Origin of the sequence: Vreelandella halophila (assembly GCF_009856365.1) — a bacterium.
In the GTDB taxonomy this organism is placed as follows: Bacteria; Pseudomonadota; Gammaproteobacteria; order Pseudomonadales; family Oleiphilaceae; genus Halospina; species Halospina utahensis_B.
In genome coordinates this window covers 200,762-225,593 of record NZ_WMEX01000006.1, presented here as the reverse complement: position 1 = coordinate 225,593, position 24,832 = coordinate 200,762, and the positions used below count along the sequence as shown (strand labels likewise).

The window sequence follows — 24,832 nt, the reverse complement described above, 5'->3', positions numbered from 1 at the left end:
GGGCGCGAGTTTACTTCACCCTAGACGTACATGCGCCTCAATATCCGCGAGGCGTTTCGCCCCGATGCCATCAATTGAGCGCAGTTGGCTCAGATCGGTAACCGGACGCATCGCGATAACCTCCTCTGCCCTTTCGGGACCCATATGAGGCACTTCCTGCAGTTCCTCAAAAGAGGCGGTATTCAGATCAATAGCGGCATCCCCGCGAGAGCGTTGTGGGGCGCCATATTCGGGGGTCGACGCCTGCATATCTCTTGCTTCTTCCTCGCTACCGGCGGGCGAAACCTCAGGTTCCTGAAACCGGATACCAGCGAAATCGCCATAGACCTGTAGCGACTGTTCCTGCAATTCCGTTCGTTCACCTACAGCCAAGGCCAACTCGTCAGCCTGGAGGATGGCTTCTGCCGTTGTCTGCTGATCGCCGGATTCTTCCAGCGCACCCGCAAGTGCCGCTATGAACAGCCGGGGATCACCGGCTTTGGGATCGGAAGCATTTTCCCGAGCACTTTCCAGGCGCTCTGCAACTGGATCCAGACATTCCGCCGCACTCGCCAGCAGTGGCCATTCCTGACTTTGAGTGACACGACCCTGAATGCTGTTGAGCGTCTCACTCATACGCTGGCCCTGCCCCCAACTGACCAGGATCAGAACGATACCGGCAACCTGCTCCTGAGAAGACCACTCATCGATCGTTGGGGAGGTTTTCCCGCTGCCTTCCAACAACCGCCGGCGCAATTGCCCGTTCCGGAAACGGCGCTTGAGTACAGCCCAGGCATAGGGCGTAGCCAGGGCCAAGCGGTAAACCATATCGCCCAGCCAAACTGCGAGCTGGAACACCAGCACAAGCAGCTGAACCAGTAGTTTGAGCGCCATCGCCGCGCCCACGAACAGCATGTAGATGCCCTGGAGGTAGGCGGCGTTTTTACCGCGGACCTGAACCCCGGCGACTTTTGCCGACGAACGGTTGGGCTTGATCCAGTTGAAGGAGCCCAGCGCGTTGCGCGTACTGACGGTTGCTCCGGTTTTGGAGACGTTCAGCTTGGTAGGCCCACTGCCGTAACGCCCCCGCAGCACAAATCGCCCGTTCTGGAGCGCAACCTGGGTATTTTGCAGCGGCGTGCTGGAGAGCCGGAAACCCTGGCTGGTGTTGGCGGTAACATTGACACCGGCCGCCTCAGCCTGTGCTCGGAGTGCGACACCACCAGTACGGCTGGCGCGCAGGAAGCGACCACGGTGCTCAATGCGGCGTTGGCGGCCGTACTCGTCTTTGTCTCCAAAATTGAAGAATCTCATGTCCCGTGCGCCTCACTCGTCGTTGTAGTCACCGTGACCTAAAGAATTTCTCTGTGTGTAGGAGACTTAAACACCGCTGTAAACGACGACAGCATCGAACAGCTGTGTGCTCACCTGACCCAGACGAAGTTTTCCGGACTCAGTGCCAACTCCCCTTCCCAGCGGTATGCGAGCAGCTTGCAGCCCTCGTTGTTTCCCAAGCCTTTGGCGCCGATGCTGTAGTCAAGGCAGGCAATGTGATCAGCCATCAGCTCCGGCTCACCACGCAACCAATAATGACCGACGAAAACGGGCTTTTCCTGGTCATATCCCGGCAGGATGTGTTCAGGAACTGGTGTATGAGGGATCTGTTCAATCACTCCTGTGGGGACCATCGCGAGATCGCGATAGGTCACACCATGAAGGTTCCACCACTCCGCACGAATGTCTGTACGCTCATTGCCATCTTTGTCTTCAAATGCATGCCCATCTGGCAACGGGATTTCCAGCCCTTTCAGGACCACTTCTGCTGCTTCAAATGGCACGGTGTCGCGAGACGTTAGTGATGGCCATGCATTTGGGAGAGCACGTTTCTGGTCATCAAGAAACGGTTGAAGGCAATCGATGTATTGCGGGTGCCAGCATGCATGCACCACACGCAACTCTGGCAGATCGAGATAAAACGGAAGCTGTTCAAACCACTCGATAAATTCCGCATGCACAGATGAGTCTTCCCCAACGGCGTCCAGGAAGACCTGATGCTGGTTCCGATTCTTCTCGGTATGCGGGCGGAGATACTCGCCCGGATTCTTAGGATCCGGCTTGGCCCAGGCAATCGCGTTGAACTCGTGGTTGCCCATCACGGCAAGAGCATGCCCTGCCTTGACCATTTTCATCGGAATCCGAACGCTCTCGATCTGTTCCGGTCCCCGGTCGATGAAATCACCCAGAAAGATCACCTGGCGTTCAGGGTGCTGCCACACGCCCCCCTTCTCTTCATACCCAAGCTTTGTCAGCAGCGCTTTCAGCTCACTCGCATGGCCGTGAATATCACCGATCAGGTCGTACATAGGTTCTCCATTATCTTGTTCAGACAGTGCTGCTTTTCTTTAACCTGTAAAAGTAGAAGCGCCCCTCATGCTCCACCAGCTGATAACCCGGGAAACGTTTCAGCAACAACCATGCGATGCGCCGATAGAGATTGCACCGGCGATCACTCCGTGCCGCGAAGCGAAAGTACGATGGACGTTTCTCGCCAATCCACTCACAGAGCAGCCGCATTGTGCGCCGCATAACCGTTACCGGGTAACGGGTGTTACCGATGTCGTCCACTACAAAGGGAGTGTAGTGCCAGTCAAAGGGATCATAGTCTGGCTGGTAGCTGGGTGATGCCCCGCCTGTTATTGCCAATTCGATTTCATAGCCACGAGTGACTCGTAGTTCATAAAGAAGACCATCCACACAGAACGTTCGTTTCATTGGGGCCCTCCTACTGCCGTCACCGCTTCCCTAATCGTGGCTCATTTCAACGACACGCAGTGTCGCGTACGGAGTTAGCACATTTAGATGCTCTGATACCCTATTTTCGCGCTCCACCTTGGCACGCGCAGGAGGTCTTGGATTGCGAGACTACTCACCGAGAAAGTGGCCGCACCGATTTGAAGACCACTGTCGATGAGCAGGCAACCGGACTCTGGTTTAGGCCTAAACCTGACGCCGCACCTGCACAAGGCAACTGCATATGCCGGCCCCAGCGATTCCTACCTTGGGAAGACAGCCCCGAATGAACGTCATCGCAGTGGCGTAATCACATACAGGGACTATAATCCATGCGCTTCTCAGATACAGAGGCTAGGAATCCATCAAGTTCGAAAGGAGTTATAATGAGGAAGGCACTGATCGCCGCGGTTGCGTCCCTGTTTATGGCAGGCTGCACAACGGCTGGCCCCTATGTGACCAACATTTCGAGTGGCGGAAACGGCAAACTTAATGTCGAAAAGTGCGCTGTAAAACTGAATTCGTTTACCGGCACTATCTCCACGACGGACTGCACCTCGCAGGCACTCACGGTGAACGACCGGTAAAATCCCTAGCAGGATTCAAGCAGGCGTCCGTCCCCTCGAACTGACGGCGCCTGCGGCAGACCTCTCATCGGAACAAGCTTGTCACGCAGCGCCTCCCGCTCATCGAGCCGCATTCAGACTCTAATTGACGACCGCTTATGAATAGCCGCCCTCCGCAACTGCTGCCAGATAAGCCAAGACCTCACTACCCCGGTCGCTGCTGACAAGCTGCGATGCAGTCAGCCCACCAAGCGCCGGAATCGGCTTACACCTGTACCAACACCAGGCGGCACTGGTACTGCCTTCCCATGGCTCGACGCGGTTCAGGATTGCCATGACCTGCTGAAGGCGCGGCGAGTGTACGTAATCAAGCTGAGCCATAGATTCCGGCTCTATCCCAAGTGCGTAGGCGAGCTCGTGCTTTGAGATTCGAAGTTGCTGAGTCAGCTGCTCTACATCCTGAATGCTGCTTTCGTGCTCTGAGCGGGCCATCTTGCGGGCCTCCATATAAGACGAGCTTTCTATCAGGTCACCGTAGCTTTCCAAGAGGATTCGTTAATTCTGAGGTTTAGGCCTAAACCGCTCGGGATAACATTGCCGCACAGCACCTAAAGCTGGTTTATGCCTAAACCAGAGCCTCACACCCAGCCCTCCAATTACATTGCGATCATGGCGGGCTTCAACAGTGAAGACATCGCCAATCTTCAAGCCCGCGCCCGGCAGAACCTCAACAGGTATCGGTTTAGGCATAAACCTGGCACCTACGACTTCTTATCATCTTTACCTTCATAATCTTCCCATACGGGGTCAGCGGGTCGCTCGTAGCAAAGAACGCTTCCTTTCAGCCGCTGCTGAGGCGTCAACCCGTCACCTTCTTCTCGCTGCGGCCACTCTCCCTTCAACGGCTCCGCCACCTCATCCGCGTGGCTGGTATGCGCGTCGAGTCCGCGCAGAAGCATTTTCTCCGCTCTGCTGGGTCTCAATTTTTTCTTTTTCCGCGAGCGCACGAGCAGAACAGCCGCTCCCGAAACCAGAAGGACCGTTAGAGCCATTAGCGGAATAGCCAAAATTGGTTCTAGGAAAAGCATACTATCGCTCTCCCCGTATAAGGGCGCTCAACGGTTACAATCTCACTAACGACTTTTAGTTTTCAAAAGACCGGCTGTCCACCGAGGCGGATCAACTTTGACCCTCCTCCTCGATGATTTCGAAAAGGTCGCCAATATCACAATCAAAGTAACGACATAGCACCTCAACTACCTCCAGATCTACACGGTTCGCAGTCTCGTGGTAGAGCCGCGTAATCGTTCCCCTATTTATATCCGTTTCCCGGGCAACGTCCACAATCTTCAGCTTTCTTTCACCCATAAAGCGGGACAAATGACACTTAACCATCTTCAGAAGCTCATATTGGTCTTTAGATATTCAAAATGCTTTAACTAGCAACTCATAATGTGCATAATGTTCTATAGAGAATCATAAGAACCAAAAAGAGCTCTTATTGATTCCGGCGCAACAGTAGCAAAACGGCAACGCCGTGTCACAAGCCAATAGCGACGGCAGAGCTCTGGGAAGAATTGATGCTGTCCCTCGACTCTAGCTGTTTAAGGAAAAGGAGCCTGTTCATGACCAGTAACCTGCAGTTGGTCACCGGTACCGTCAGTCCTCAGCCGAGCGCATCAGAGCATCAAGTGGTGAGGATGGCAGCCTCACTGGTCACCACTTTCCATATTCAGCCGGGAAAGTCCCTCGTCATGATTCTTGGCAATGGAATGGAAGACACGAACCGCGAGGCGATTATCACCTGGACGCGCGCCACACTGGCTCGTGAAGGCTTGTCTCCCTCAAAAGAAGCATTCGAAAGGCTGGCGCTACTGCTCAAACGGGAACTGGTCGAGATTGATCCCGGCATGGCCGAATAAGTCAGGCAAATCTGAATTGACTGAGCAGGAGACGGGGTTGGCGCGACTTCGTCTATAGCACATAAATCAGTTACAGGAGATCACATTGGTCTCACAAGATACAGGCCTCGAAATCAGCAAACCTATCTTGGAACAAATGGTCCAGGTCATCATTGACAGTTACAGCCGAACTCAGCTCGAAAGCATGTTCCGGAGAGCCGTTCATGTGAGCGAGCATTCTTCGCTGGACGCAGCCGTTTATGATTGGCTTGAAAAGCAGCTTGTGTGCCGAAGAGAGGAGTTATTGGAGGAAGTTTTCCGTGTCTTCATGAAAGCTCTGATCCAGGATATGGGCCGCCCCACCTGGCATTAGCTGGGCAAAGGACTCGGGCCTGGAATTCAGTTCCTTCATCATAATGGTTACGAAAGACCCCGTGATTCAGTCACCCGGCAGATCACTTTGCGGAGCTACTATGACAGAGCAAGATTTGGCGTTAACGCTCATGCTTATCCCGATTGTTGGGCTTGCAATCGCCTACGCCATACATGTCTTTCGCCACGGCAACGTGACTGAAGAAGACAACTCGGTAAAAACTTCAGAAAGGGAGATGGCAGCTTTGAAGGAGGAACTGGCAGCCCTCCGGACCGAGGTGGGCGCTCTCAGGAATACAATCAGCTCACTGGACTGTGGAACACCGGATCAAAACCGCGACTGACAAATTCAGTGTGGCCTGCCTTGCCTAAGGCTGCAGCTGACAGGATTTCGAAAGCACAAGCCACGCGACAGTCATTCCAAATTACAGGGTGCCGTAAAGCAAGGGAATGAACGCGACAGAGGTGAAACACTATGGCTGAACAATCCGCAGTATCGACCAATCTCCCGAAGTGGATCAAGGCAAAACTCTACGCTCAGATCTCGGGGATTACCACCGAAGCACAGAAAAAGAAGCGACAGCGCGGTGAGTGGCTTGAGGGAGTGCACTGGATTACGGCCCCTGATGGAGGGATTATGGTCGATTGGCGCGCCATAGACGCTTGGGTGGAGGGCAATAATGCCGTCCGCTAAACGAGATTTGGAACTGCCTAGCGGCGTAGAAATCCGGGGCGAATCGCTCCGGATTTCGTTTATGTACAAAGGTCGCAGATGCCGTGAAACACTCGGGATCAGGATCACAAAGCCCAATATCAAATTTGCCTCCCGCAAACGGGAAGCAATTCTTCATGAGATCGCCACTGGCACCTTCAATTATCAGGACCATTTCCCCGACTCCAAAAATGCGCGCCTTTTCTCAGGCCCGATCCAGGAACGCAAAACGGTCGACCAACTACTCGATGACTGGCTGATGATCAAGAAATCGTCAGCCCAGCACTCGACCTACACAGGCTACAAGCGCAAAGCGGACCGATGGATCCGCCCCACCTGGGGGCAATATTTTGTTGATGAGCTTACCCGCACCCAGGTAGAGAAATGGATCTCCCACGACCTTAAGGATCTCGCCAACAAGACCATCAACGAACTGCTCATCATTCTTCGCGGCATCATGAAAACCGCCAAGGCTGATCGGCTGATTGATTACAACTTCATGGAAGATATTGATAATCGGTCAATCCATTTCGAGCCGCCCGACCCCTTCACTCGCTCAGAACTCAACCGAATTATCGAAACCCCTACGCACAGGACGGTGGAGCTGCTCACATTCAAGCTTGCCTGCTGGACCGGCCTGCGCCTCAGCGAGTGGATGGCGCTGGCCTGGGAGGATGTCGACCTGGAAGCCGGCACGATCAAGGTTTCCAGAGCTATCGTGTCTGGCGTCTACAAGATCCCCAAGACACGGGGCTCAGTCCGCACCGTCGAACTTTTACAGCCGGCCCTCGATGCGCTCCAGAAGCTGAAAGCCCTGACCTTCATGCAGCCACCACGGGAAGTTCGTGTTACCCAGTTCGACAATAAGACCGTCAAGACTGAAAGCTTGCGATTCGTTCTGCTGGCCACGACCACCGGAAATCCATTCACCAGCCGCCAGCGGTTTCGCGAATCATTTCTGGCTGGTCATCTTCGCAAGGCTGGTGTCAGGCACCGTGGCCCTAACCAGGCACGACATACCTATGCCTCGCAACTGCTGACAGCCGGAATGTCACGGGAATGGATCGCAAGACAGATGGGTCACTCATCGACCCGAACGCTGGAGACGCGATACGCGGAATGGATTACGGAAGATGCTCCGGACATGAAAGCCATCGCCAATAAACTGCTCGGTTTCGATGCGGAAGGGTCAGAGGGAGCCAATCAGGGGCAGGCAGGGTTGTGAATCTTGCCCCATACGTGTCCCATTTTTTTCTGGAAAACAGAAAAAAGCTTTTCAATCAAAAAGTTAAGTGGCGGTGGGCCAGGGATTCGAACCCCGGGAGGGCGTTAACCCTCGGCGGTTTTCAAGACCGCTGCATTCGACCACTCTGCCAGCCCACCGGGAAGGTGCTGTCGGAACGGACAGCAGGCGGAATATTACCTTAAATCGGCGTCATGTCAAAGTGTTGAAGCCCCCAAATGCATACGGAAAGGCTTTGCACTGGCCCCTGGACGCTTTATGATTGGGTATACAGTCAAGAGTCCATCAAGGAGATTCCGCACATGGCCGACAACCGTTTCCCCAATGCCGCCCAGAGCCGGGCCCAGGGCGGGGTCCGCGAAGGGCTGAGCACCGAGGTCACGACGGTACTGCGCAACACCTACATGCTGCTGGGCCTGACCCTGGCGTTTTCTGCTGTAACGGCCGGAACCAGCATGGCGCTGAACCTGCCCCATCCTGGCCTGATCCTGACACTGGTCGGTTTCTATGGCCTCCTGTTTGCCACTCACAAGCTCCAGAACAGCGTCTGGGGCCTGGTAACCACCTTTGCCCTGACCGGCTTCATGGGCATGACTCTGGGCCCGATCCTCAACGCCTTCGTGGCCAACGGCGCGGGGCACCTGGTCACCACCGCACTCGGGCTGACAGCCACCATCTTCCTCGCCCTGTCGGCGTACACCCTGATTACCCGCAAGGACTTCAGCTTCCTGGGTGGTTTCATCTTTGCCGGTGCCCTGGTCCTCATGGGCGGCATGCTGATCGCCTTCCTGTTCAATCTGCCGAACCTGCACCTGGCGATCTCAGCGGGCTTCACCCTCTTCGCGTCCGCCTGCATCCTGTATCAGACCAGCGCCATCATTAACGGCGGCGAGCGTAACTACATTATGGCGGCCATCGGCCTCTATGTATCGCTGTACAACCTCTTCATCAGCCTGCTCCACCTGCTGATGGCGTTTGCCGGCGAGAACTGATACGGCTTTGAAAGCGGCCTTCCACATCACTGCAGGGCCCACTGAACGCCAGGCGCTCCATTCCGCCTGGTGTTTCGCCAGTGCACTTCTCCAGGCCGGCCACAGCATCAACCGCATCTTCCTCCAGGGGGATGCGGTTTTTCTGGCCGCAAAACCCGACCCCGCCTCTCCCACCCGGAACGAAAACGCCAACCAATGGGAACAGCTCATCGCTGCGTGGTCGCTTCCGGCAACCGTGTGCATCGGTTCGGCGGAGCAACGCGCCCTTGGTGATGCCCATCTCAGGCATGGCTGGTCGACTGGCGGACTGGGGGACTGGGTCATGGCCTGCACCGAGGCGGACCGCATTCTCCAGTTCACGGGGGAGCGGTGATGACGCAGCCGGCACCCACACCCCTGCCCGATCAGCTCTTCGTGCTTGACCGAGGCGAGGACAGCGGCGAGTTTCTGGATATGCTGCTCACACTCTGCACCTTTGGTATGAGCACCAGCCTGTTGCTGGTGGAGTCAGGCATTACGGCACTGACGGCAGAGCACCGGGGAATCCCCGTCACGCGGTTTCCGGAGATGGGGTTACAGCAGCTCATGGTGGGATTACACGGCGCCGATGATCCGGATCCTGAGCTGCCTGAATCAGTTATCACCGTGAACAGCGGCCAGATCCGGGACCTTTACGCACGGGTACCGAGGATTCTGCATCCATGACGGGGCGGGTGCACGTACTGGCCAAGCCCCCGGACCACCCGCGGCATCAACGGTGCCTGAAGATGCTGGGCGCCCGGGACACGCTGGTGCTGACGGCGACCGCCCTGGAACGGTTGGCGCACCCGGAACCGCTGGAAGGTATTCAGGCGGGCAGGATCCTGGCCCTGACGGAGGCCCCGGAGAACCTGACACTGCCCCCTGGATGCACCGCCGTGACGCATGCCGCTTTTGTGGAACAGGTCCTCACAACCCATCAGCCCATTTTCTGGTAAGCGGTGGCTCAACTCAGAGCCCGACCAGCACAACGGGCACCAGGGCCGCCAGCAGCCCACAGACACCGCCGGCCAGCATCAGCCGTCCCTCCTCGGCGGCGAATACCGGCCGGAGAAGAGACTGGAATGCTTCTGGAGACAACCCCGCAATCCGCTCCTCAATAAGCTCAGCCACGATGCGTGCCCGGTCATGGTTGAAGGCGTCATCGCGGAACACCTCCTCTGAGGCACTCAGGGCCCGGTCATTCATGCTTTTCTTGAGCTCCGTATAACCGGAAGCGCCCACAGCCATCTGGGTGCTGATACGCAGCACCGTCGACTGATCCAGAAGCGGGCGCAGGTGTTTCTGGATGATGGCCCGTGTCCGTCCGGCCTTTTCCCCATGGACAATAGCGTGGGCCACCTTCTCGCAGGTCAGAAGTTCGTGGGCGACACGCTGGCCCCAGATGTGGCTGATCTCCGGCTGACGGCGCATCAGCAGCCCCTGAATGCGGAAAGGCCCCCACTGCTTCCGCTCCCGCGGCCGGAAAATCAGGGTTATCGCGATCCAATTGGTCAGAAGGCCAACAATGAAACCACCCCCGAGAAGCAGCCAGCTGGAGGGCCAGAAGGTCCACCCCACAGCAAGCGCCACGCCCATAAGCAGCCCTATGACGGCGCCACTGCGGATCACGAAACGGAAGGTCGACGCGCCGGCATCCTGCAGAATATTGTTCATGAAGTCCGGATGCTGGCGCAGTTCCTCACTCATCAGGGCCCTGAGGTCCACCAGATCCCCAAGCTCTTCACCGAAATCCGCCACCATAGCGTCCACCCGCTCAGGCAGGTTGCGCTCGACATAGTGGTAGATCCGCCCTTTAACGCGCCGCGGCAGGTTATCCCAGAGCACGGGATGATGCTCATACATCACATCATCCACGTATTCCTCGAGATGGGGCATGATCCGGCTTACCACCTCCCCGGTGATCAGCGCCGGATCCAGCCGCTGGTAAAGGCCGGTGAGATCGCCACTGCGCGCCAGGGTCCGGTCAATGCACTCATGGGCCATTTCCTCCGCCCGACGTGGAACCACACCCTGCCAGCCCAGGAACGGGGGCCTGCCAACAGACTCAATCGGGTGGAACAGCATCAGCACGGCCAGGCGGTTGGTGGCCCAACCGACCAGCGCGGTGAACAGAGGCAGTGCCCAGATGGTAAGCGGTAGATCGGATACGGTCACGTGTGCGATCCCTGAACGCGTATTCAGGGCAACACTCTAGCGGAAACCGTCGCGTTACGGTATGCAGCAGCGCCCAAGGGCACTGCTGAATCGATCAGTAGTAAGCGTTTTCGCGGTAGCTATGGTCCGTCACGTCCTCGATACCACTGATTTCAGGCAGCTGCTCCTTGAGGGTACGCTCCACACCCTGCTTGAGCGTGAGACTCACCGCCGCGCACCCCTGGCAGCCGCCGCCGAAACGCAGTACGGCCACGTTGTCATCGGTCAGTTCAACCAGTGACACCTCGCCGCCATGGGCCGCCAGGCTGGGATTGACCTCGGACTGAAGGACGTAGTTCAGGCGCTCTGACAGAGGCGCGTCCGGGCTTACCTGCGGCACCTTGGCATTGGGCGCCTTGATGGTCAGCTGGCCGCCGGTCTGGTCCTCCTGAAAGTCGATCACAGCCTCTTCCAGGAAGGTGATGCTGTTGTGATCGATGTAGAGCGGGAACTCGTCCATGTCGAGCTGCTCATCGGACGGCACCACTTCATGGGGCGGGCAATACGCCAGGCAGGTTTCGGCGTGACGGGTTCCGGGCTGGGTCACGAACAGCCGGACTCCCATCCCCTCAACGTCCTGTTTCTGGACGAGCTGCCCCAGATAGCGCCGGGCTGATTCGGTGACGGTGACGGTATCCAATGCCGTTCCCCCTCTTGATGGTCGAGTATGGGTCTATTGTAAGGAAGCTCCCCCGTTAATAAAAGACCGACCAAACGAGTCAGGAATTAACGCGCTTGCATAACATCAAAAAAGTTTGATGAACTATCAGGACTTTTTCGGATTCTGTGTTAGCATTCGCTTACTTCAAGCAAAACCCGCAAAAGGGACACGGACAGTATCCCCCTTCAGACAACGCTCAGGATGACGCTCCCCCTGCCATACAGGGTGACCGCCTGGCGCACATTTTCTGTCTCAAGATTCGATAACTGACAATGAGGTAGTTGAATCAATGAGTGATCGCAAAACTCGACTCGAGCAGCTCCGAAAGGCGCTGCAGGAACGTATCGTCATCCTGGATGGCGGCATGGGTACCGAAATCCAGAACCTCCAGCTCAGCGAGGCCCAGTATCGCGGTGAGCGGTTCAAGGATTACGAATACGAGGTCAAGGGCAACAACGACCTCCTCTGCCTGAGCCAGCCGGAAAAGCTGTGGGATATCCACAAGCAGTACATGGATGCCGGTGCGGACATCATCGAGACCAATACGTTCAACTCCACGCGGGTGTCGCAGTCCGACTACCACATGGAGGACCTGGTCCCCGAGCTGAACCAGAAGGCGGCTCAGCTGGCACGCGAATGCGCCGATGCCAAAACGGCCGAGGACCCGAGCAAGCCGCGTTTCGTGGCCGGTGCCGTGGGCCCGACGTCCAAAACAGCGTCAATCTCGCCGGACGTCAACAACCCCGGCTACCGCAATACCAGCTTTGATGCCCTCTACGAGGACTATTACGAAGCCATTGAGAACCTGATCATTGGTGGCGTCGACATCATCCTGCTGGAAACCATCTTCGATACGCTGAATGCCAAGGCAGCGATCTACGCCGCCCAGCAGTACGAGATCGATTCCGGCGAAGAAGTGCCGCTCATGATCTCCGGGACTATCACCGACGCCTCCGGCCGTACTCTGTCCGGCCAGACCACGGAAGCCTTCCTGAACTCCGTGGAACACGCCAACCCGCTGCTGATCGGCCTCAACTGTGCCCTGGGCGCGGACGCCATGCGTCCCTACGTGGAAGAGCTCGCCAACAAGGCACCCTTCTACGTCACCACGCACCCGAACGCTGGCCTGCCCAACGAATTCGGTGAGTACGATCAGACGCCGGAAGAGATGGCGGACATCGTCGAAGGCTTCGCGCGGGACGGCTTCCTGAACGTGATCGGCGGCTGCTGCGGCTCCACGCCCGAGCATATCGGGGCCATTGCCGAGCGCATGAAGAAATACGAGCCGCGCACCATCCCGCAGCGAAAGCCCCGCCTGCGCCTGTCGGGCCTCGAGCCCTTCACCGATGACGACAACGTGGTCTTCATCAACGTGGGTGAGCGGACCAACGTGACCGGCTCCAAGAAGTTCCTGCGCCTCATCAAAGAGGAGCAGTACGAGGAAGCCCTGGAAGTAGCCAAGGACCAGGTTGAAAACGGTGCCCAGATCATCGACATCAACATGGACGAAGGCATGCTCGACGCCAAGGAGTGCATGACCACCTTCCTGAACCTGGTGGCGTCCGAGCCGGACATCTCCAAGGTGCCGATCATGGTGGACTCCTCGCGCTGGGAAGCGATGGAAGAGAGCCTGAAGTGCATTCAGGGCAAGAGCATCGTCAACTCCATCAGTCTCAAGGAAGGCGAAGAGGATTTCCTCTCCAAAGCTCGCATCTGCCGGCGCCATGGTGCCGCTGTGACCGTCATGGCCTTTGACGAAACCGGCCAGGCCGACACCGCCGAGCGCAAGATCGAGATCTGTAAGCGCTCCTATGACCTGCTCGTTGAGGACGGCTTCCCGCCCCAGGACATTGTGTTCGACCCGAACATCCTGGCTATCGGTACTGGGATTGAAGAGCACAACAACTACGGCGTGGACTTCATCGAAGCCACCCGCTGGATCCGCGAGAACCTGCCCTACGCCTCGGTCAGTGGTGGCGTCAGTAACCTGTCGTTCTCCTTCCGCGGCAACAACGCCGTGCGCGAAGCCATGCACTCTGCCTTCCTGTATCACGCCATCAAGGCCGGCATGAACATGGGCATCGTCAACCCTGGCCAGCTGGTGGTTTACGATGACATTGACGACGAGCTCAAGGAGCACGTTGAAGACGTCATCCTGAACCGTCGCGAAGACGCCACGGACCGCCTGCTCGACATTGCCGAGAAATACAAGGGCCAGGGCGGCCAGGAAAAGAAGGAAGACCTGGAATGGCGCGAATGGCCGGTGGAAAAGCGGCTTGAACACGCGCTGGTCAAGGGCATCACCACCTACATCGATGAGGACACCGAAGAAGCACGCCAGCGCGCCGATCACCCCATCGAGGTCATCGAAGGCCCGCTCATGGACGGCATGAACGTGGTCGGCGACCTCTTCGGCGAAGGCAAGATGTTCCTGCCGCAGGTGGTCAAGAGCGCCCGCGTCATGAAGCAGGCCGTCGCCATCCTGATTCCGTTCATCGAGGCGCTCAAGTCCGAAGGCCAGAAGGCCAAGGGCAAGATCCTCATGGCCACGGTCAAGGGCGACGTCCACGACATCGGCAAGAACATCGTCGGGGTTGTACTGCAGTGCAACAACTTCGAGGTGATCGACATGGGCGTCATGGTCCCCGCTGACCAGATCCTGCAGAAGGCCAAGGACGAGGATGTGGACATGATCGGTCTCTCCGGCCTGATCACGCCTTCGCTCGACGAGATGGTGCACGTGGCCAAGGAAATGCAGCGCCTTGAGATGGATATCCCGCTGCTCATCGGTGGTGCGACCACGTCCAAGGCCCATACCGCCGTCAAGATCGATCCCTCTTACGAGAACGATCAGGTGATCTATGTGTCTGACGCCTCACGCAGCGTGGGCGTTGCAGCCAAGCTGGTGAGTGAAGGCGGCAAGCAGGACCTCATCAACGAGATCCAGGCGGATTATGAAAAGGTCCGTGAGCGCCGTAAGAACCAGGGCCGCAAAGCCAAGATCATTCCGATCGATAAGGCGCGCGCCCGTGCTCCGGAACTGGACTGGGACGAGTACCAGCCGACCAGGCCCCAGTTCCTGGGCCTCAAGACCTTCGATCACTTCGACCTGAACGAGCTGGTCGAATACTTCGACTGGTCCCCGTTCTTCCAGAGCTGGGACATGCCGGGCAAGTACCCGGACATCCTTGAGGATCCGAACAAGGGGGAAACCGCCCAGAACCTCTTCAACGATGCCAAGAACATGCTCAACTGGCTGATTGAAGAGAATAAGATCCGCTGTCGCGGCGTGATTGGCTTCTGGCCGGCGAACCGTGTCGGGGACGATATCGAGATCTACGAGGACGAGTCCCGCAAGAAGGTGCTGACCAAGGTTCACCACCTGCGCCAGCAGGACGACAAGGCGCCGGATAAGCCCATGATGGCCCTGTCCGACTTCATCGCGTCCAAGGAATCCGGTATTCCGGATTACATCGGTGGCTTCGCCGTAACGGCAGGCCCCGAGGCGGATGAACTGGCCAAGGAATACGAAAAGGCCAATGACGACTACAGCGCCATCATGGTCAAGATCCTTGCGGACCGGTTTGCGGAAGCCTTTGCCGAGTGCATGCACCAGCATGTGCGGAAGGAATACTGGGGCTACCAGACCGATGAGTCTCTCTCGACGGAAGACCTGATCAAGGAGCGTTACCAGGGTATCCGTCCAGCCGCTGGTTATCCGGCCTGCCCGGACCACACGGAAAAACCCGAGCTGTTCCGGTTGCTGCAGGCCGAGGAAAACGCGGCCATGCAGCTCACCGAGAGCAATGCGATGCTCCCGGCTGCGGCGGTTTCCGGCTGGTACTTCGCGCACCCGGAGTCCAAGTACTTCGCGGTGGGCAAGATCAGCTCGGACCAGGTGGAAGACTACGCCAAGCGTAAAGGCATGAAGAAGAGCGAGATCGAACGCTGGCTCATGCCGAACCTGGCGTACGACCCGGACGAGTAACCATCACTCAGCCCGCCTCCGGGCGGGCCCGGTCTACCGCAACGGGCATCAGGCCACCTGATGCCCGTTTTTTATTGCTTTATAATAGATTAATCAATCCAGCCCACAGGAGGTTTTGTGAGCAATAGCGATCAGGACAAACCCGGACTCTGGCAGGTGGTTTTCAGCATCCTTGCCGCCGCGCTGGGCGTTAATTCAGAGAGCAATCGCCAGAAGGATTTCAGTGCCTCGTCTCCCTGGCCCTTCATCATCGGCGGGATCATCTTCGGTGTGGTCTTCGTGGTGGGTATAGCGCTAATCGTGAAGATTGTTCTGGAGAGCACCGGGGCGGCCTGAGCGCCCCGGCATTTCACACAGGATTACTGCGTGGCAACAAAGGTGGTTGCAAGTGCCACGAAGAGCAGGATCAGCCCGACCGCAGCGAATGCATCAACACGCTCGTCACTTTTATTCGGTGCTGCATCGTTCCGGCCTTCTTCGTTCTGGTTGCCGTAGCTCATTGCTTTCTCCCAACAAATGCTTATGGTCAATCGGCGACGGTGCCCATGATAACCCGCCTTGGGCCCCCTTGCCAGCATCCGCGACCGGTCACTGGAAACGCCCCGCGCGCACCCACTCAACCCCTTTCATGATGCCGGACTCCACCGCGCTAGCGGCACTGAGGCCGAGCTTCTCGGGCAGCGTACGGCGGCGCTCGTAGCGCACCAGCAGGACATCACGCTCATCACAGGCCTCAGTTATAACCTGATCCGAGGTCTTGAGGTCATCCGCCAGACTGACATCCAGTGCCTGGCGGCCAAACCAGATCTCCCCCGTGGCGACCCGATCAATATCCACCGCCGGGCGGTGTTCACTCACGTAGTCCTTGAACAGCTGATGGGTCTGCTCCAGATCCTCGGTGAACTTGCGCCGGCCCTTCTCTGTATTTTCGCCGAACACCGTCAGGGTGCGTTTATACTCGCCCGCGGTCAGCACCTCGAAATCCACGTCATTGCGCTTGAGAAGACGATGCACGTTCGGAAGCTGCGCCACCACGCCAATGGATCCCAGAATCGCAAACGGAGAGGCGATGATCCGGTCCGCAACACACGCCATCATATAGCCTCCGCTGGCAGCGACCTTGTCCACACAAGCGGTCAGCGGCAGCCCGGCGCGGCGGATCCGGTCCAGCTGTGCCGCCGCATAGCCGTAGGAGTGCACCATCCCACCAGAACTCTCGAGCCGGATCATCACCTCATCCTGCCCGGGCTCGGCCACTCCGAGTATAGCCGTGACACAGCGACGCAGCGCACCGGTCTGGCTGGCCTTCAGGTCCCCCTGAAAGTCCACCACATAGAGGCGCCCGCGGCGTTGCGCACCGTCATTTCCCTTCTGGCGTTCAGCCTTTTTCTCCTTTTTCCGGCTGCGCCTGAGCTCCCTCAGCCACCGCCGCCGGCCGGCCCCCTCATGCAGATGGGCCTCCAGAGTCTCGCGGTTGTCCCGCAGGCGATCATTCACCCTGACAACCTGGAGCTCCCCCTCATCCTCCTGGTTGCGCCCACGCTGCGCCGCCGCCATGATCATCGCCGCCACGATCAGAGCGGCCACTGCGAAGGTCACGATCTTGGCCAGGAAAAGCCCGTATTCCGCAAGAATCTCCACCAATCACTCCTTTACTGAAAGTTCCATACACAACCCGTGACTATTCTACGCATCACCACGGCACAGCATAAGAACCCGGTGATTCGGGTATTCAAACAAGCGTTCGATCAAGCTTGACAGCATTGACGCCCCCACCTACAGTCGGCCGAAGCCATCCCATGGCGAAACAACAACGGCAACCAAGGACTTCGAGCATGTCTGTACAACCCGTATTCGAAAAACTCGAGAAGAACTTCAACGCGGACGCTGCTGCCGGCCTGGACCTGGTATTCCAGTTCGACATCGAGGACGATGCCTCCTATCACCTGATCATCAAGGACGGCACCTGTGATCTGAAGGAAGGCACACATGACGACCCGTCCGTGACCCTGATCATGAACTCGGAGACCCTTCAGGGGATCGTCAGCGGCGAGACAGATGGCATGCAGGCATTCATGGCCGGGCAGCTGCGCGCTGAAGGCGACATGATGCTGGCCACCAAGCTGGGTGAGCTGTTCAACATCGGCTGAGGCCTTACCCGGGAACGCCGAACCCACCGGCGTTCCCGACCACCTTCGATGCGTACTTCCCTGCCCCCTCTAGAGACCCACATCCTGGAGTGATGTCTCCGCCAGGCGGAGCAGTTCCGGGTTCGGCGCGGCATTCATTCCCAGCTCCTCGATGTAATACTCCAGTGAGGTGATGGCATCCGCCAATGCTTCCAGAATCCGTGATTCCGGTGGCTGCTGAGTGTTCAGAAGCTGGTTCTCGATCGCCCCCGTCACACGGGCGACAACACGGGCCGCGTTCTCGTTTCCGAGAAGCTGCATCCCACCCTCGATACTGCGCAGGGTGGCCGGCACGTTCGCCAGATGCAGCTTATCGAAATCGGATTCAAGAAACGCGGTAATCGCCTGTTTCGCCAGGGTAAGCGCTGAACTGGCCTCGTCACTGAGCACAATCAGCGCTTCCTGCACGTAGACCGACCCCTCATCCCGCCGCACCTTGTGCGCAAGACGATCGGTGTCCGCCGTAATGCCATGGCTGGCCAGGTGCTGGGCCGCCTCCTCAATATTCAGAACGGCATCCGCGACTGCATAGAGCTCCCCTTCCGATGGCAGCGCGCCTTTCTGCTCCCAGTCCCTGAGGCGTCCGGCTTCCTGGCGAGCCAGCGAACTGAGCTGATGGAGGTCCAGAATCAGCAGGGAGTTACCCACCCGTTCCAGGGAATCAGCAATGGTCGCGAGCTCCGTGGTGTCCGGATCGATCCCCCGTTCGACAATATCCAGCCGGTCCTTGAGTTCGCTCAACTCCTCATTGATCGCGGCCGCAAAGGAGCGCAGAACGTCGGCGCCAGGCCCATACAGGTGGCGCTGATGCTCAATCAGCTCTGCCTCGGTGATATCCGGCTGCCCCAACCCACTGTTATCCAGAACACTACGTACTTCCGGATCGCTGGAGCCGCTGCGGTAGAGGATATAGACGAGTTCGCGCACCAGTGCATCCGACGGCGACTGCTGTGCCACCGAACTGCGGCTGTAGACCAGGTCCCGCGCCTGCTTCTCGATGCGCATGAACAGCCGCTTGCGGTTGCGCTCAACCGGCAGCTGCTGCTCATCCAGCACATCGGCTGTCATGCTGACCAGGCACCAGAACGACTGCATCGCGCCCTCACCACAAAGCCTTGCAAGACCATGGGCCGAACGCGAGATCAGCCGACAGCTGGTCCGGGGATCCTGATTGCGCAGCAGCCCGAGCAACCCCACCTGGTACATCAGGCGGAAGCGGCGTGCGTGCACCTCGAATTCCGACTCGTCAGAGGTCGCCAGTGGCGGCACCGGACGCTGGCCACAGAAATCGGGAGCCACACTCAGGCCGGCACCGAAGAACCAGGAATCCGGATAGGGTGTATCCCGCCGTGCTTCACGGATCTCGTTGACCACCGGCAGCAACAGCTCGGGCCGATCCACCTGCTGGCGCTGGTAGTATTCGATGTAACGCCTCAGTGTGAACAGGGCGTTACTGAGCGCGGTCAGGAGGTTGTTCTTGTCATCCGTGGCCCCCACTGGCACCTCGTTCGCCAGGACCACCGCTTCCTGACAGAGCAGCGCGCCTCCCTTGAGTTCCACCAGGGAAAAAATCCCGCGCAGTTGATTGAGATAATCCACACAGTTCTGCAGATCCTCCTCGCTTTCACGGTTCTCCTGGAACTGCTCAAGACTCTGTTCCGCCTGACCGATCGTCTGTTCGATCTCCTCGCGGACCAGCCCGAAGGACTGGGTCTTGCTTGCCAGTGACGCCTGCACCATAAACGGGGCTTCCACTATAGAGTCAGATATTCAATAACCTGTAGCAGGTTTTTCAGTTTTCTCAAGAAATACCCTGCTCGTCCCAGAGCACATTGGTCTTGGCTGCCATGCCATCGAGGAAGGCCCGATGCGCATTCAGTTCCTCTTCATCCGCCTCGGGGACAGCCAGCGGGGATCGCCCGGGATCCAGCCGCCGGATTTCCGTACCGGCATCCTGTCCGTCCTCAGCCTCTCCCAGGGACAGAGCTGTCTGACCGCCGGTCATCGCCAGATAGACCATGGCCAGTATCTCAGCATCCAGCAGTGCCCCGTGCAGTTCCCGGTTACTGTTGTCGATACCGTAGCGACGGCACAGCACATCCAGGTTATTCTTCTGCCCCGGGTGCTTGCTGCGCGCCATCACCAGCGAGTCCCGGATGCCGCACACATCAGTAGTGCGCGGGTAGCCCCCGTCAAGCATCCCTAACTCATGGTCCATGAAACCCACGTCAAAGGGCGCGTTATGGATGATCAGCTCGGCGCCACGGATGAACTCCAGGAACTCATCCGCAATCTCCCGGAATGTCGGTTTGTCGGCCAGAAACTCATTGGTGATCCCGTGGACCTCGATGGCGCTGTCCTCCACCTCCCGTTCCGGGTTGATGTACACATGGTAGTGACGGCCGGTCAGCTCACGATCGGCAACTTCCACGCAGCCGATCTCAATGATCCGATGACCCTGCTCGGGTTCCAGCCCCGTGGTCTCAGTATCCAGCACAATCTGACGCATGCTTCAGCCCCTGCCTTCCATCACTTCCGCCGCTCCCCTGTTTGCCAGGGCGTCGGCCTGTTCGTTGCCATCGTTACCGCTGTGCCCACGTACCCAGTGCCACTGGATCCGGTGTGACTGAACCAGTTCATCCAGCCTCTGCCACAGTTCCGCGTTCTTGACCGGCTTGCGTGCCGATGTTTTCCAGCCATTACGCTTCCAGTTGGCCATCCACTGGTTGATGCCGTTGCGCACGTACTGCGAGTCCGTGTAGATGTCCACGTCGCACTGGCGCCTGAGCGCTGCCAACCCCTCGATCGCGGCCCGCAGCTCCATGCGGTTGTTAGTGGTGCCCGGCTCGCCACCCCAGAGGTGTTTCTCGTGGTCACCGTAACGCAGCACCACACCCCATCCGCCCGGCCCCGGATTGCCCTTGCACGCGCCATCCGTGTACAGCGTCACCTGGCTCATGAAAGCTCTCCGCTGTCACCGGGGCGGGTTCTCACCACCCTCAGTCTGGCCCGTCCCATCCCAGGTGACACGTTACGATTTGCAACCGGCATGGATGCCACCCCGGGTTCGGGCATCACCGGCCGCAGCGGAATCCCCGCCGCATCCCGTTTTTCCGCTACAACACAATAGAATCCCCCGAAAGGCACCTGAATCCCCCGTTCATAGAAAGGTTCGAGAAAGGCCAGCCGCGTCTGCAGGCGGCGGCCACCGACCGGCGGGCGGAAGAACCCGTAGCGTGCCGGTGCCACACAGCACCCGAGCACCTGCGCCCAGTCCTGAACACGCCTTGCCAATAGGAAGCGGCTGTTCCAGGGCGCCTCACGCCGAAGGCCGAACAATCGGCGCAGGCCCCAGAGCCCAACCGGGTTGAACCCGATGACGATGACCTGACCACCGGAGCGCACTACCCTCACCGCTTCCCTCAGGGCCTGACGTGGGTCCTCGGCCAGATCCAGCGTGTGGTGCAGCACCACCGAGTCCATCCAGTCATCGTGGAAAGGCAACTCCTCGGGCCTGGCGATGACCGGCCCGCGATCCGTATCAGAGTTCACTTTGGGCAGCACCTGTGGCTGCTGCCCCTCCGGCAGGCGTGGTGTGACCGCCAGTGCCGAATCCAGACCAACCTCAAGATGGCGTGTACCGAAGACACGGGTCATGGCCGTCGCCACACAGGCCTGTTCCTGGTTCAGCAGAGCCGAACCCAGCCCGGTTCCGAGCCAGTGTGCGAATGCCTCTGCGTTCATACTGATTCCCCCTGTCCGCAGCGCAATTGTCGAGCCCTGCGCCACAGCTGGCAAGTGCGCTCTCGTCACAGGCTCTGGTTTTCCTATAATGGGGGTGAATCCAGTAACGGAGTCCGCTATGAGCTATCAGGTCGATGCCATCCCCGCACTCAGCGACAACTACATCTGGTGCATCCATGATACAGAAAGCAAAGCCGCGCTGATTGTGGATCCCGGCGAAGCAGCCCCTGCCCTGGATTTCCTCGAGCGCAACAGCCTGACGCTTGAGGCGGTTCTCCTGACCCATCACCACCCGGACCACACCCAGGGGGTGGGCAAGCTGATCGGCGACAGCGGCGTGCCCGTGCACGGCCCTGCGGATTCACCCTTTGGCGGCATCACCAACCCCCTGCGTGAAGGTGACACCCTGGGCTGGCGGGCGCTGTCATTCCAGATCCTGGCCGTACCCGGACACACGCGTGATCACATTGCCTTCAACAGCGACAGCCCGGGGCTCAGCCAACCCATAACCCTCTGTGGTGATGCCCTGTTCGCCTGCGGATGTGGTCGGCTGTTCGAGGGCAACCCCGCACAGATGCGCGCTTCCCTGGTAAAACTCCGCGAATGGCCGGACAACACTCTGGTGTGCTGCGGCCACGAATACACCCGCGCCAATGTCGCCTTTGCGCGCGCCGTCACACCGGACGACACAGAGCTTGCGGAATACCAGACCAAGGTTGAACGGTTGCGTGAAGCCGGCCAGCCCTCGGTCCCCACCACCCTCGGGCAGGAACGCCGCCTTAACCCCTTCCTGCGCTGGGATGACCCGGCCGTGGTAAGTTCGGCGGAAACCAGGGCCGGCGAGCACGGGCTCGACGGGGACCGCATCTTCGGCATCATCCGGGAGTGGAAGGACGGTTTCCGCGGCTGAAAACCGCTTTTAACAGAACCCACATTAAAACTTACCCGGTTTAATTGACGGTACTCAGGGCCCTTCCTAGAATCCCGATACGCTGTGTGAACCGGGTTTGTCACAGGCTTCAACCAACCGGCTGTCCCTATGCATTACGTTCCGCTCCTATGCCTGCTTTCAGCCATCAGCCTGCCACTGCTGTCAGGCTGCGAAAGTCTCCAGCCCCAGGGGGCCAGTACTGAGAGCAATCCACCGCCCATTACCCGGGCCGCGCGGATGGATGCCGACGTGCGCAACGATGGAGCGCTGCGCCCCGAGCACCAGAGAAAAGCCGAAGATGGGCCCGACGAAACGGATGACGGCTATGACACGGTCTGGCACCGGTTGCGGGACAGCTTCAAGCTTGATCTTGATGTCAACGACGAGCGCGTGCGCGACCAGCTCGCCTGGTACAGCCGTAACCAGTCCTACATGGACCGGACTGCGGAAAGGGCCCGCCGATACCTGCCCTACATCATCCGCGAGATCGAGAAGCGGGACATGCCCGGCGAACTGGCACTCCTGCCGCTGGTCGAAAGCGCCTACGATCCGTTCGCCTATTCCCATGGCCGGGCATCCGGAATCTGGCAGTTCATTCCAGCCACGGGCCGCGCTTTCGGCATGGAGCAGAACTGGTGGTATGACGGCCGCCGTGACATCATCAGCGCCACCCAGGGCGCTCTGAGCTACCTGGAGCGGCTATCGGGGCGATTCGACGGCGATTACGAACTCGCCCTCGCCTCCTACAATGCCGGTGCCGGCCGGGTACTGCGTGCCATACGACGCAACGAGCGCCAGGGAAGACCCACGGACTACTGGAACCTCCATCTACCGAGAGAAACCCGTCATTACGTGCCCAAGCTTATAGCCCTGGCCCGTATCGTGGCGGACCCGGAAGCCCACGGTATCCAGCTTGAACCCATTCCGGATGATCCCTACTTCGAGGTGGTGGATATCGGCGGCCAGCTGGATCTGGCACAGGCTGCCAGCATGGCCGGAGTCGGAGTGAACGAGATCTATCGGCTCAATCCCGGCTTCAACCGCTGGGCGACGGCTCCGGACGGCCCGCACCGACTGCTTGTACCCGCCGATTCAGCGGACAGGTTCCGGGAAGCGCTGACCACCCTGCCCGAGGACCAGCGGGTGAGCTGGCGCAATTACACCATCCAGAGTGGCGATACCCTGATCAGCATTGCACGTTCCTTCAATACGACCCCCGATGTGATCCGCCAGCACAACGACATCCGGGGCCACACCATCCGCAAGGGCGAGCGCCTGCTGATCCCATCTGCCGGCAACGCCAGCAATGCCTATACCCTGAGCGAATCCAACCGCAGGGCAGCACGCCAGGCCGCCTCCGGCAACAAGGGGCAGAACCGCATTGACTACCGTGTCAACGCCGGAGACACGCTCTGGGATATCGCCAGTGCGCATGATGTCGCCGTCAGCAAACTGGCCAGCTGGAATAATCTGGCGCCCGGCGACACCCTGCGGCCCGGGGATACGCTCGCCATCTGGACAGACAAGCAGCAGCCCCGGAGCGAACGCCGTGAAATGGTCCGGCGCGTGGGCTATACGGTGCGCTCCGGCGACTCCCTCCGCCACATCGCGAACCGCTTCAACGTGGGCGTCTCCCAGATCGCCCAGTGGAACAACATCAATACACAGGACTATCTTCAGCCCGGACAGCGGCTTAAGCTGTACGTGGACATACGCAACACACACTGAGGTCAGCATGGGAATACTGGACGGAAAGAAAGCGCTGGTCGTCGGCGTCGCCAGCAAACATTCAATCGCCACTGGCATTGCCCAGGCACTGCATGAACAGGGTGCCGAGCTTGCGCTCACCTATCAGAACGAAAAGCTCAAATCCCGGGTGGAAGGCTTTGCCGAGAGCTGGAACAGCAACATGGTGTTCCCCTGCGATGTCTCCGACGATCAGCAGATCGCGGAACTGTTCGAGTCCCTCAACGAACACTGGGGTGGCCTCGACATCCTGGTGCACTCGGTGGGCTTCGCTCCCGGCGAAGAGCTTGACGGCGACTTCACCGATGTAACCAGCCGTGAAGGCTTCAAGATGGCCCATGACATCAGCTCCTACAGCCTGACGGCGCTGGCCCGCGAAGCACGGCCTCTGATGCAGGGGCGGAACGGCTCCATCCTGACCATGACGTACGTGGGCTCGCAGCTGGTTCTGCCCAACTACAATGTCATGGGTCTGGCCAAGGCCAGCCTGGAAGCCAGCGTCCGCTACCTGGCCGCCTCCATGGGTCCGGAAGGCATCCGCGTGAATGCCGTTTCAGCCGGCCCCATCAAGACCCTCGCGGCCTCAGGCATCAAGAGTTTCCGGCGCATGCTCGCGGAGAATGAAAAGCGCACGCCCCTCCAGCGCAATGTCACCACAAAGGAGGTTGGCAACACGGCGGCCTTCCTGACCTCCGATATGGCAAGCGGTATAACGGGCGAGGTCATCTATGTGGATGCCGGATTCCGCAACATGGGCATGAACCCGATAGAGGACTGAAGGGC

Annotated in this window: 28 protein-coding genes and 1 tRNA gene; 14 read left to right on the top strand and 15 right to left on the bottom strand. The window is 58.8% G+C overall.

What is annotated here, in order from left to right:
* Positions 1-15: 15 nt before the first annotated feature.
* From GLW01_RS12245 to GLW01_RS12220, 6 genes are all read right to left on the bottom strand, one after another.
* Positions 16-1,293, bottom strand: a complete 1,278-nt coding sequence (locus tag GLW01_RS12245) for a ComEA family DNA-binding protein (protein ID WP_160899225.1) — start codon at positions 1,291-1,293, stop codon at positions 16-18.
* A 110-nt stretch (positions 1,294-1,403) separates the two neighbouring features.
* The gene (locus GLW01_RS12240) at positions 1,404-2,342 is read right to left on the bottom strand and encodes a metallophosphoesterase (RefSeq protein WP_160899224.1); all 939 of its coding nucleotides are present in this window, start codon (positions 2,340-2,342) and stop codon (positions 1,404-1,406) included.
* Positions 2,343-2,361: 19 nt separating this feature from the next.
* Positions 2,362-2,751 carry a hypothetical protein gene (locus tag GLW01_RS12235; protein ID WP_160899223.1) on the bottom strand — a complete coding sequence of 130 codons (390 nt, stop codon included), beginning with the start codon at positions 2,749-2,751 and terminating at the stop codon, positions 2,362-2,364.
* Positions 2,752-3,491: 740 nt separating this feature from the next.
* On the bottom strand, positions 3,492-3,881 hold the full coding sequence (locus GLW01_RS12230) for a DUF2384 domain-containing protein (protein ID WP_160899222.1): 390 nt from the start codon (positions 3,879-3,881) through the stop codon (positions 3,492-3,494).
* 215 nt (positions 3,882-4,096) lie between these two features.
* Positions 4,097-4,423, bottom strand: coding sequence for a hypothetical protein (locus GLW01_RS15545; protein WP_202405704.1), 327 nt, complete (start codon positions 4,421-4,423; stop codon positions 4,097-4,099).
* Between the two features lie 91 nt (positions 4,424-4,514).
* Complete coding sequence (locus tag GLW01_RS12220; protein WP_160899221.1) at positions 4,515-4,730, bottom strand: helix-turn-helix domain-containing protein; 216 nt, start codon at positions 4,728-4,730, stop codon at positions 4,515-4,517.
* Between the two features lie 230 nt (positions 4,731-4,960).
* On the opposite strand from GLW01_RS12220, the gene GLW01_RS12215 reads away from it, so the two are divergent.
* From GLW01_RS12215 to GLW01_RS12200, 4 genes are all read left to right on the top strand, one after another.
* Positions 4,961-5,257 carry a hypothetical protein gene (locus tag GLW01_RS12215; RefSeq protein WP_160899220.1) on the top strand — a complete coding sequence of 99 codons (297 nt, stop codon included), beginning with the start codon at positions 4,961-4,963 and terminating at the stop codon, positions 5,255-5,257.
* Positions 5,258-5,709: 452 nt separating this feature from the next.
* Entirely contained in the window at positions 5,710-5,952 is a 243-nt protein-coding gene (locus GLW01_RS12210; protein WP_160899219.1) for a hypothetical protein, read from the top strand.
* Positions 5,953-6,083: 131 nt separating this feature from the next.
* Positions 6,084-6,302, top strand: a complete 219-nt coding sequence (locus tag GLW01_RS12205) for an excisionase (RefSeq protein ID WP_160899218.1) — start codon at positions 6,084-6,086, stop codon at positions 6,300-6,302.
* A complete protein-coding gene (locus tag GLW01_RS12200) occupies positions 6,289-7,545 on the top strand; it encodes an Arm DNA-binding domain-containing protein (RefSeq protein ID WP_160899217.1) in 1,257 nt (418 codons plus the stop codon). Before GLW01_RS12205 ends, GLW01_RS12200 begins: the two co-directional genes overlap by 14 nt.
* 68 nt (positions 7,546-7,613) lie before the next feature.
* Here GLW01_RS12200 and GLW01_RS12195 read toward each other — a convergent pair.
* Positions 7,614-7,703: transfer RNA gene (locus GLW01_RS12195), tRNA-Ser, on the bottom strand.
* Positions 7,704-7,865: 162 nt separating this feature from the next.
* On the opposite strand from GLW01_RS12195, the gene GLW01_RS12190 reads away from it, so the two are divergent.
* From GLW01_RS12190 to GLW01_RS12175, 4 genes are read left to right on the top strand one after another with little or no spacing between them, the layout of a single operon-like run.
* Positions 7,866-8,555, top strand: coding sequence for a Bax inhibitor-1/YccA family protein (locus tag GLW01_RS12190; RefSeq protein ID WP_077531306.1), 690 nt, complete (start codon positions 7,866-7,868; stop codon positions 8,553-8,555).
* Between the two features lie 7 nt (positions 8,556-8,562).
* The gene (locus tag GLW01_RS12185; RefSeq protein WP_160899216.1) at positions 8,563-8,928 is read left to right on the top strand and encodes a DsrE/DsrF/TusD sulfur relay family protein; all 366 of its coding nucleotides are present in this window, start codon (positions 8,563-8,565) and stop codon (positions 8,926-8,928) included.
* Positions 8,928-9,260: a hypothetical protein gene (locus tag GLW01_RS12180; protein ID WP_160899215.1), complete on the top strand. Its 333-nt coding sequence runs from the start codon at positions 8,928-8,930 to the stop codon at positions 9,258-9,260. The genes GLW01_RS12185 and GLW01_RS12180 overlap by 1 nt, the downstream gene beginning before the upstream one ends.
* Positions 9,257-9,532 (top strand): hypothetical protein, encoded by a 276-nt coding sequence (locus tag GLW01_RS12175; RefSeq protein ID WP_160899214.1) that lies wholly within the window; start codon positions 9,257-9,259, stop codon positions 9,530-9,532. Before GLW01_RS12180 ends, GLW01_RS12175 begins: the two co-directional genes overlap by 4 nt.
* Positions 9,533-9,545: 13 nt before the next feature.
* Here GLW01_RS12175 and GLW01_RS12170 read toward each other — a convergent pair whose 3' ends face one another.
* Both GLW01_RS12170 and nfuA read right to left on the bottom strand, forming a co-directional pair.
* The gene (locus tag GLW01_RS12170) at positions 9,546-10,751 is read right to left on the bottom strand and encodes a hypothetical protein (RefSeq protein ID WP_202405703.1); all 1,206 of its coding nucleotides are present in this window, start codon (positions 10,749-10,751) and stop codon (positions 9,546-9,548) included.
* Between the two features lie 94 nt (positions 10,752-10,845).
* A complete protein-coding gene (nfuA, locus tag GLW01_RS12165) occupies positions 10,846-11,430 on the bottom strand; it encodes a Fe-S biogenesis protein NfuA (RefSeq protein WP_160899213.1) in 585 nt (194 codons plus the stop codon).
* A 310-nt stretch (positions 11,431-11,740) separates the two neighbouring features.
* Between nfuA and metH the strand changes: the two genes are divergently transcribed.
* Together metH and GLW01_RS15540 are read left to right on the top strand one after the other, a co-directional pair.
* A complete protein-coding gene (gene metH, locus GLW01_RS12160) occupies positions 11,741-15,439 on the top strand; it encodes a methionine synthase (RefSeq protein WP_160899212.1) in 3,699 nt (1,232 codons plus the stop codon).
* A gap of 117 nt (positions 15,440-15,556) precedes the next feature.
* Positions 15,557-15,775 carry a DUF2970 domain-containing protein gene (locus GLW01_RS15540; RefSeq protein ID WP_295719763.1) on the top strand — a complete coding sequence of 73 codons (219 nt, stop codon included), beginning with the start codon at positions 15,557-15,559 and terminating at the stop codon, positions 15,773-15,775.
* Between the two features lie 23 nt (positions 15,776-15,798).
* On the opposite strand, the gene GLW01_RS12150 is transcribed toward GLW01_RS15540, so the two are convergent.
* Both GLW01_RS12150 and sohB read right to left on the bottom strand, forming a co-directional pair.
* Entirely contained in the window at positions 15,799-15,939 is a 141-nt protein-coding gene (locus GLW01_RS12150; protein WP_158223053.1) for a hypothetical protein, read from the bottom strand.
* Between the two features lie 88 nt (positions 15,940-16,027).
* Positions 16,028-17,080 (bottom strand): protease SohB, encoded by a 1,053-nt coding sequence (gene sohB / locus GLW01_RS12145; RefSeq protein WP_160899211.1) that lies wholly within the window; start codon positions 17,078-17,080, stop codon positions 16,028-16,030.
* Positions 17,081-17,274: 194 nt separating this feature from the next.
* On the opposite strand from sohB, the gene GLW01_RS12140 reads away from it, so the two are divergent.
* Complete coding sequence (locus tag GLW01_RS12140) at positions 17,275-17,589, top strand: SCP2 sterol-binding domain-containing protein (protein WP_095616758.1); 315 nt, start codon at positions 17,275-17,277, stop codon at positions 17,587-17,589.
* 69 nt (positions 17,590-17,658) lie between these two features.
* Here the strand turns inward: GLW01_RS12140 and GLW01_RS12135 are convergent, their stop codons facing one another.
* From GLW01_RS12135 to GLW01_RS12120, 4 genes are all read right to left on the bottom strand, one after another.
* Entirely contained in the window at positions 17,659-19,368 is a 1,710-nt protein-coding gene (locus GLW01_RS12135) for a chemotaxis protein (RefSeq protein WP_151439612.1), read from the bottom strand.
* Positions 19,369-19,429: 61 nt separating this feature from the next.
* A complete protein-coding gene (gene dnaQ / locus GLW01_RS12130) occupies positions 19,430-20,137 on the bottom strand; it encodes a DNA polymerase III subunit epsilon (RefSeq protein ID WP_160899210.1) in 708 nt (235 codons plus the stop codon).
* A gap of 3 nt (positions 20,138-20,140) precedes the next feature.
* On the bottom strand, positions 20,141-20,587 hold the full coding sequence (rnhA, locus tag GLW01_RS12125) for a ribonuclease HI (protein ID WP_095616755.1): 447 nt from the start codon (positions 20,585-20,587) through the stop codon (positions 20,141-20,143).
* On the bottom strand, positions 20,584-21,372 hold the full coding sequence (locus GLW01_RS12120) for a class I SAM-dependent methyltransferase (RefSeq protein WP_160899209.1): 789 nt from the start codon (positions 21,370-21,372) through the stop codon (positions 20,584-20,586). Before GLW01_RS12120 ends, rnhA begins: the two co-directional genes overlap by 4 nt.
* Before the next feature lie 118 nt (positions 21,373-21,490).
* Here GLW01_RS12120 and gloB point away from each other — a divergent pair, with 118 nt between their 5' ends.
* The 3 genes from gloB to GLW01_RS12105 all read left to right on the top strand — a co-directional run bounded on the left by gloB (position 21,491) and on the right by GLW01_RS12105 (position 24,827).
* Positions 21,491-22,282, top strand: coding sequence for a hydroxyacylglutathione hydrolase (gloB, locus tag GLW01_RS12115; protein ID WP_095616753.1), 792 nt, complete (start codon positions 21,491-21,493; stop codon positions 22,280-22,282).
* A 129-nt stretch (positions 22,283-22,411) separates the two neighbouring features.
* A complete protein-coding gene (locus GLW01_RS12110; protein WP_095616752.1) occupies positions 22,412-24,031 on the top strand; it encodes a lytic transglycosylase in 1,620 nt (539 codons plus the stop codon).
* 7 nt (positions 24,032-24,038) lie between these two features.
* Entirely contained in the window at positions 24,039-24,827 is a 789-nt protein-coding gene (locus tag GLW01_RS12105) for an enoyl-ACP reductase FabI (protein ID WP_151439613.1), read from the top strand.
* Positions 24,828-24,832 lie beyond the last annotated feature (5 nt).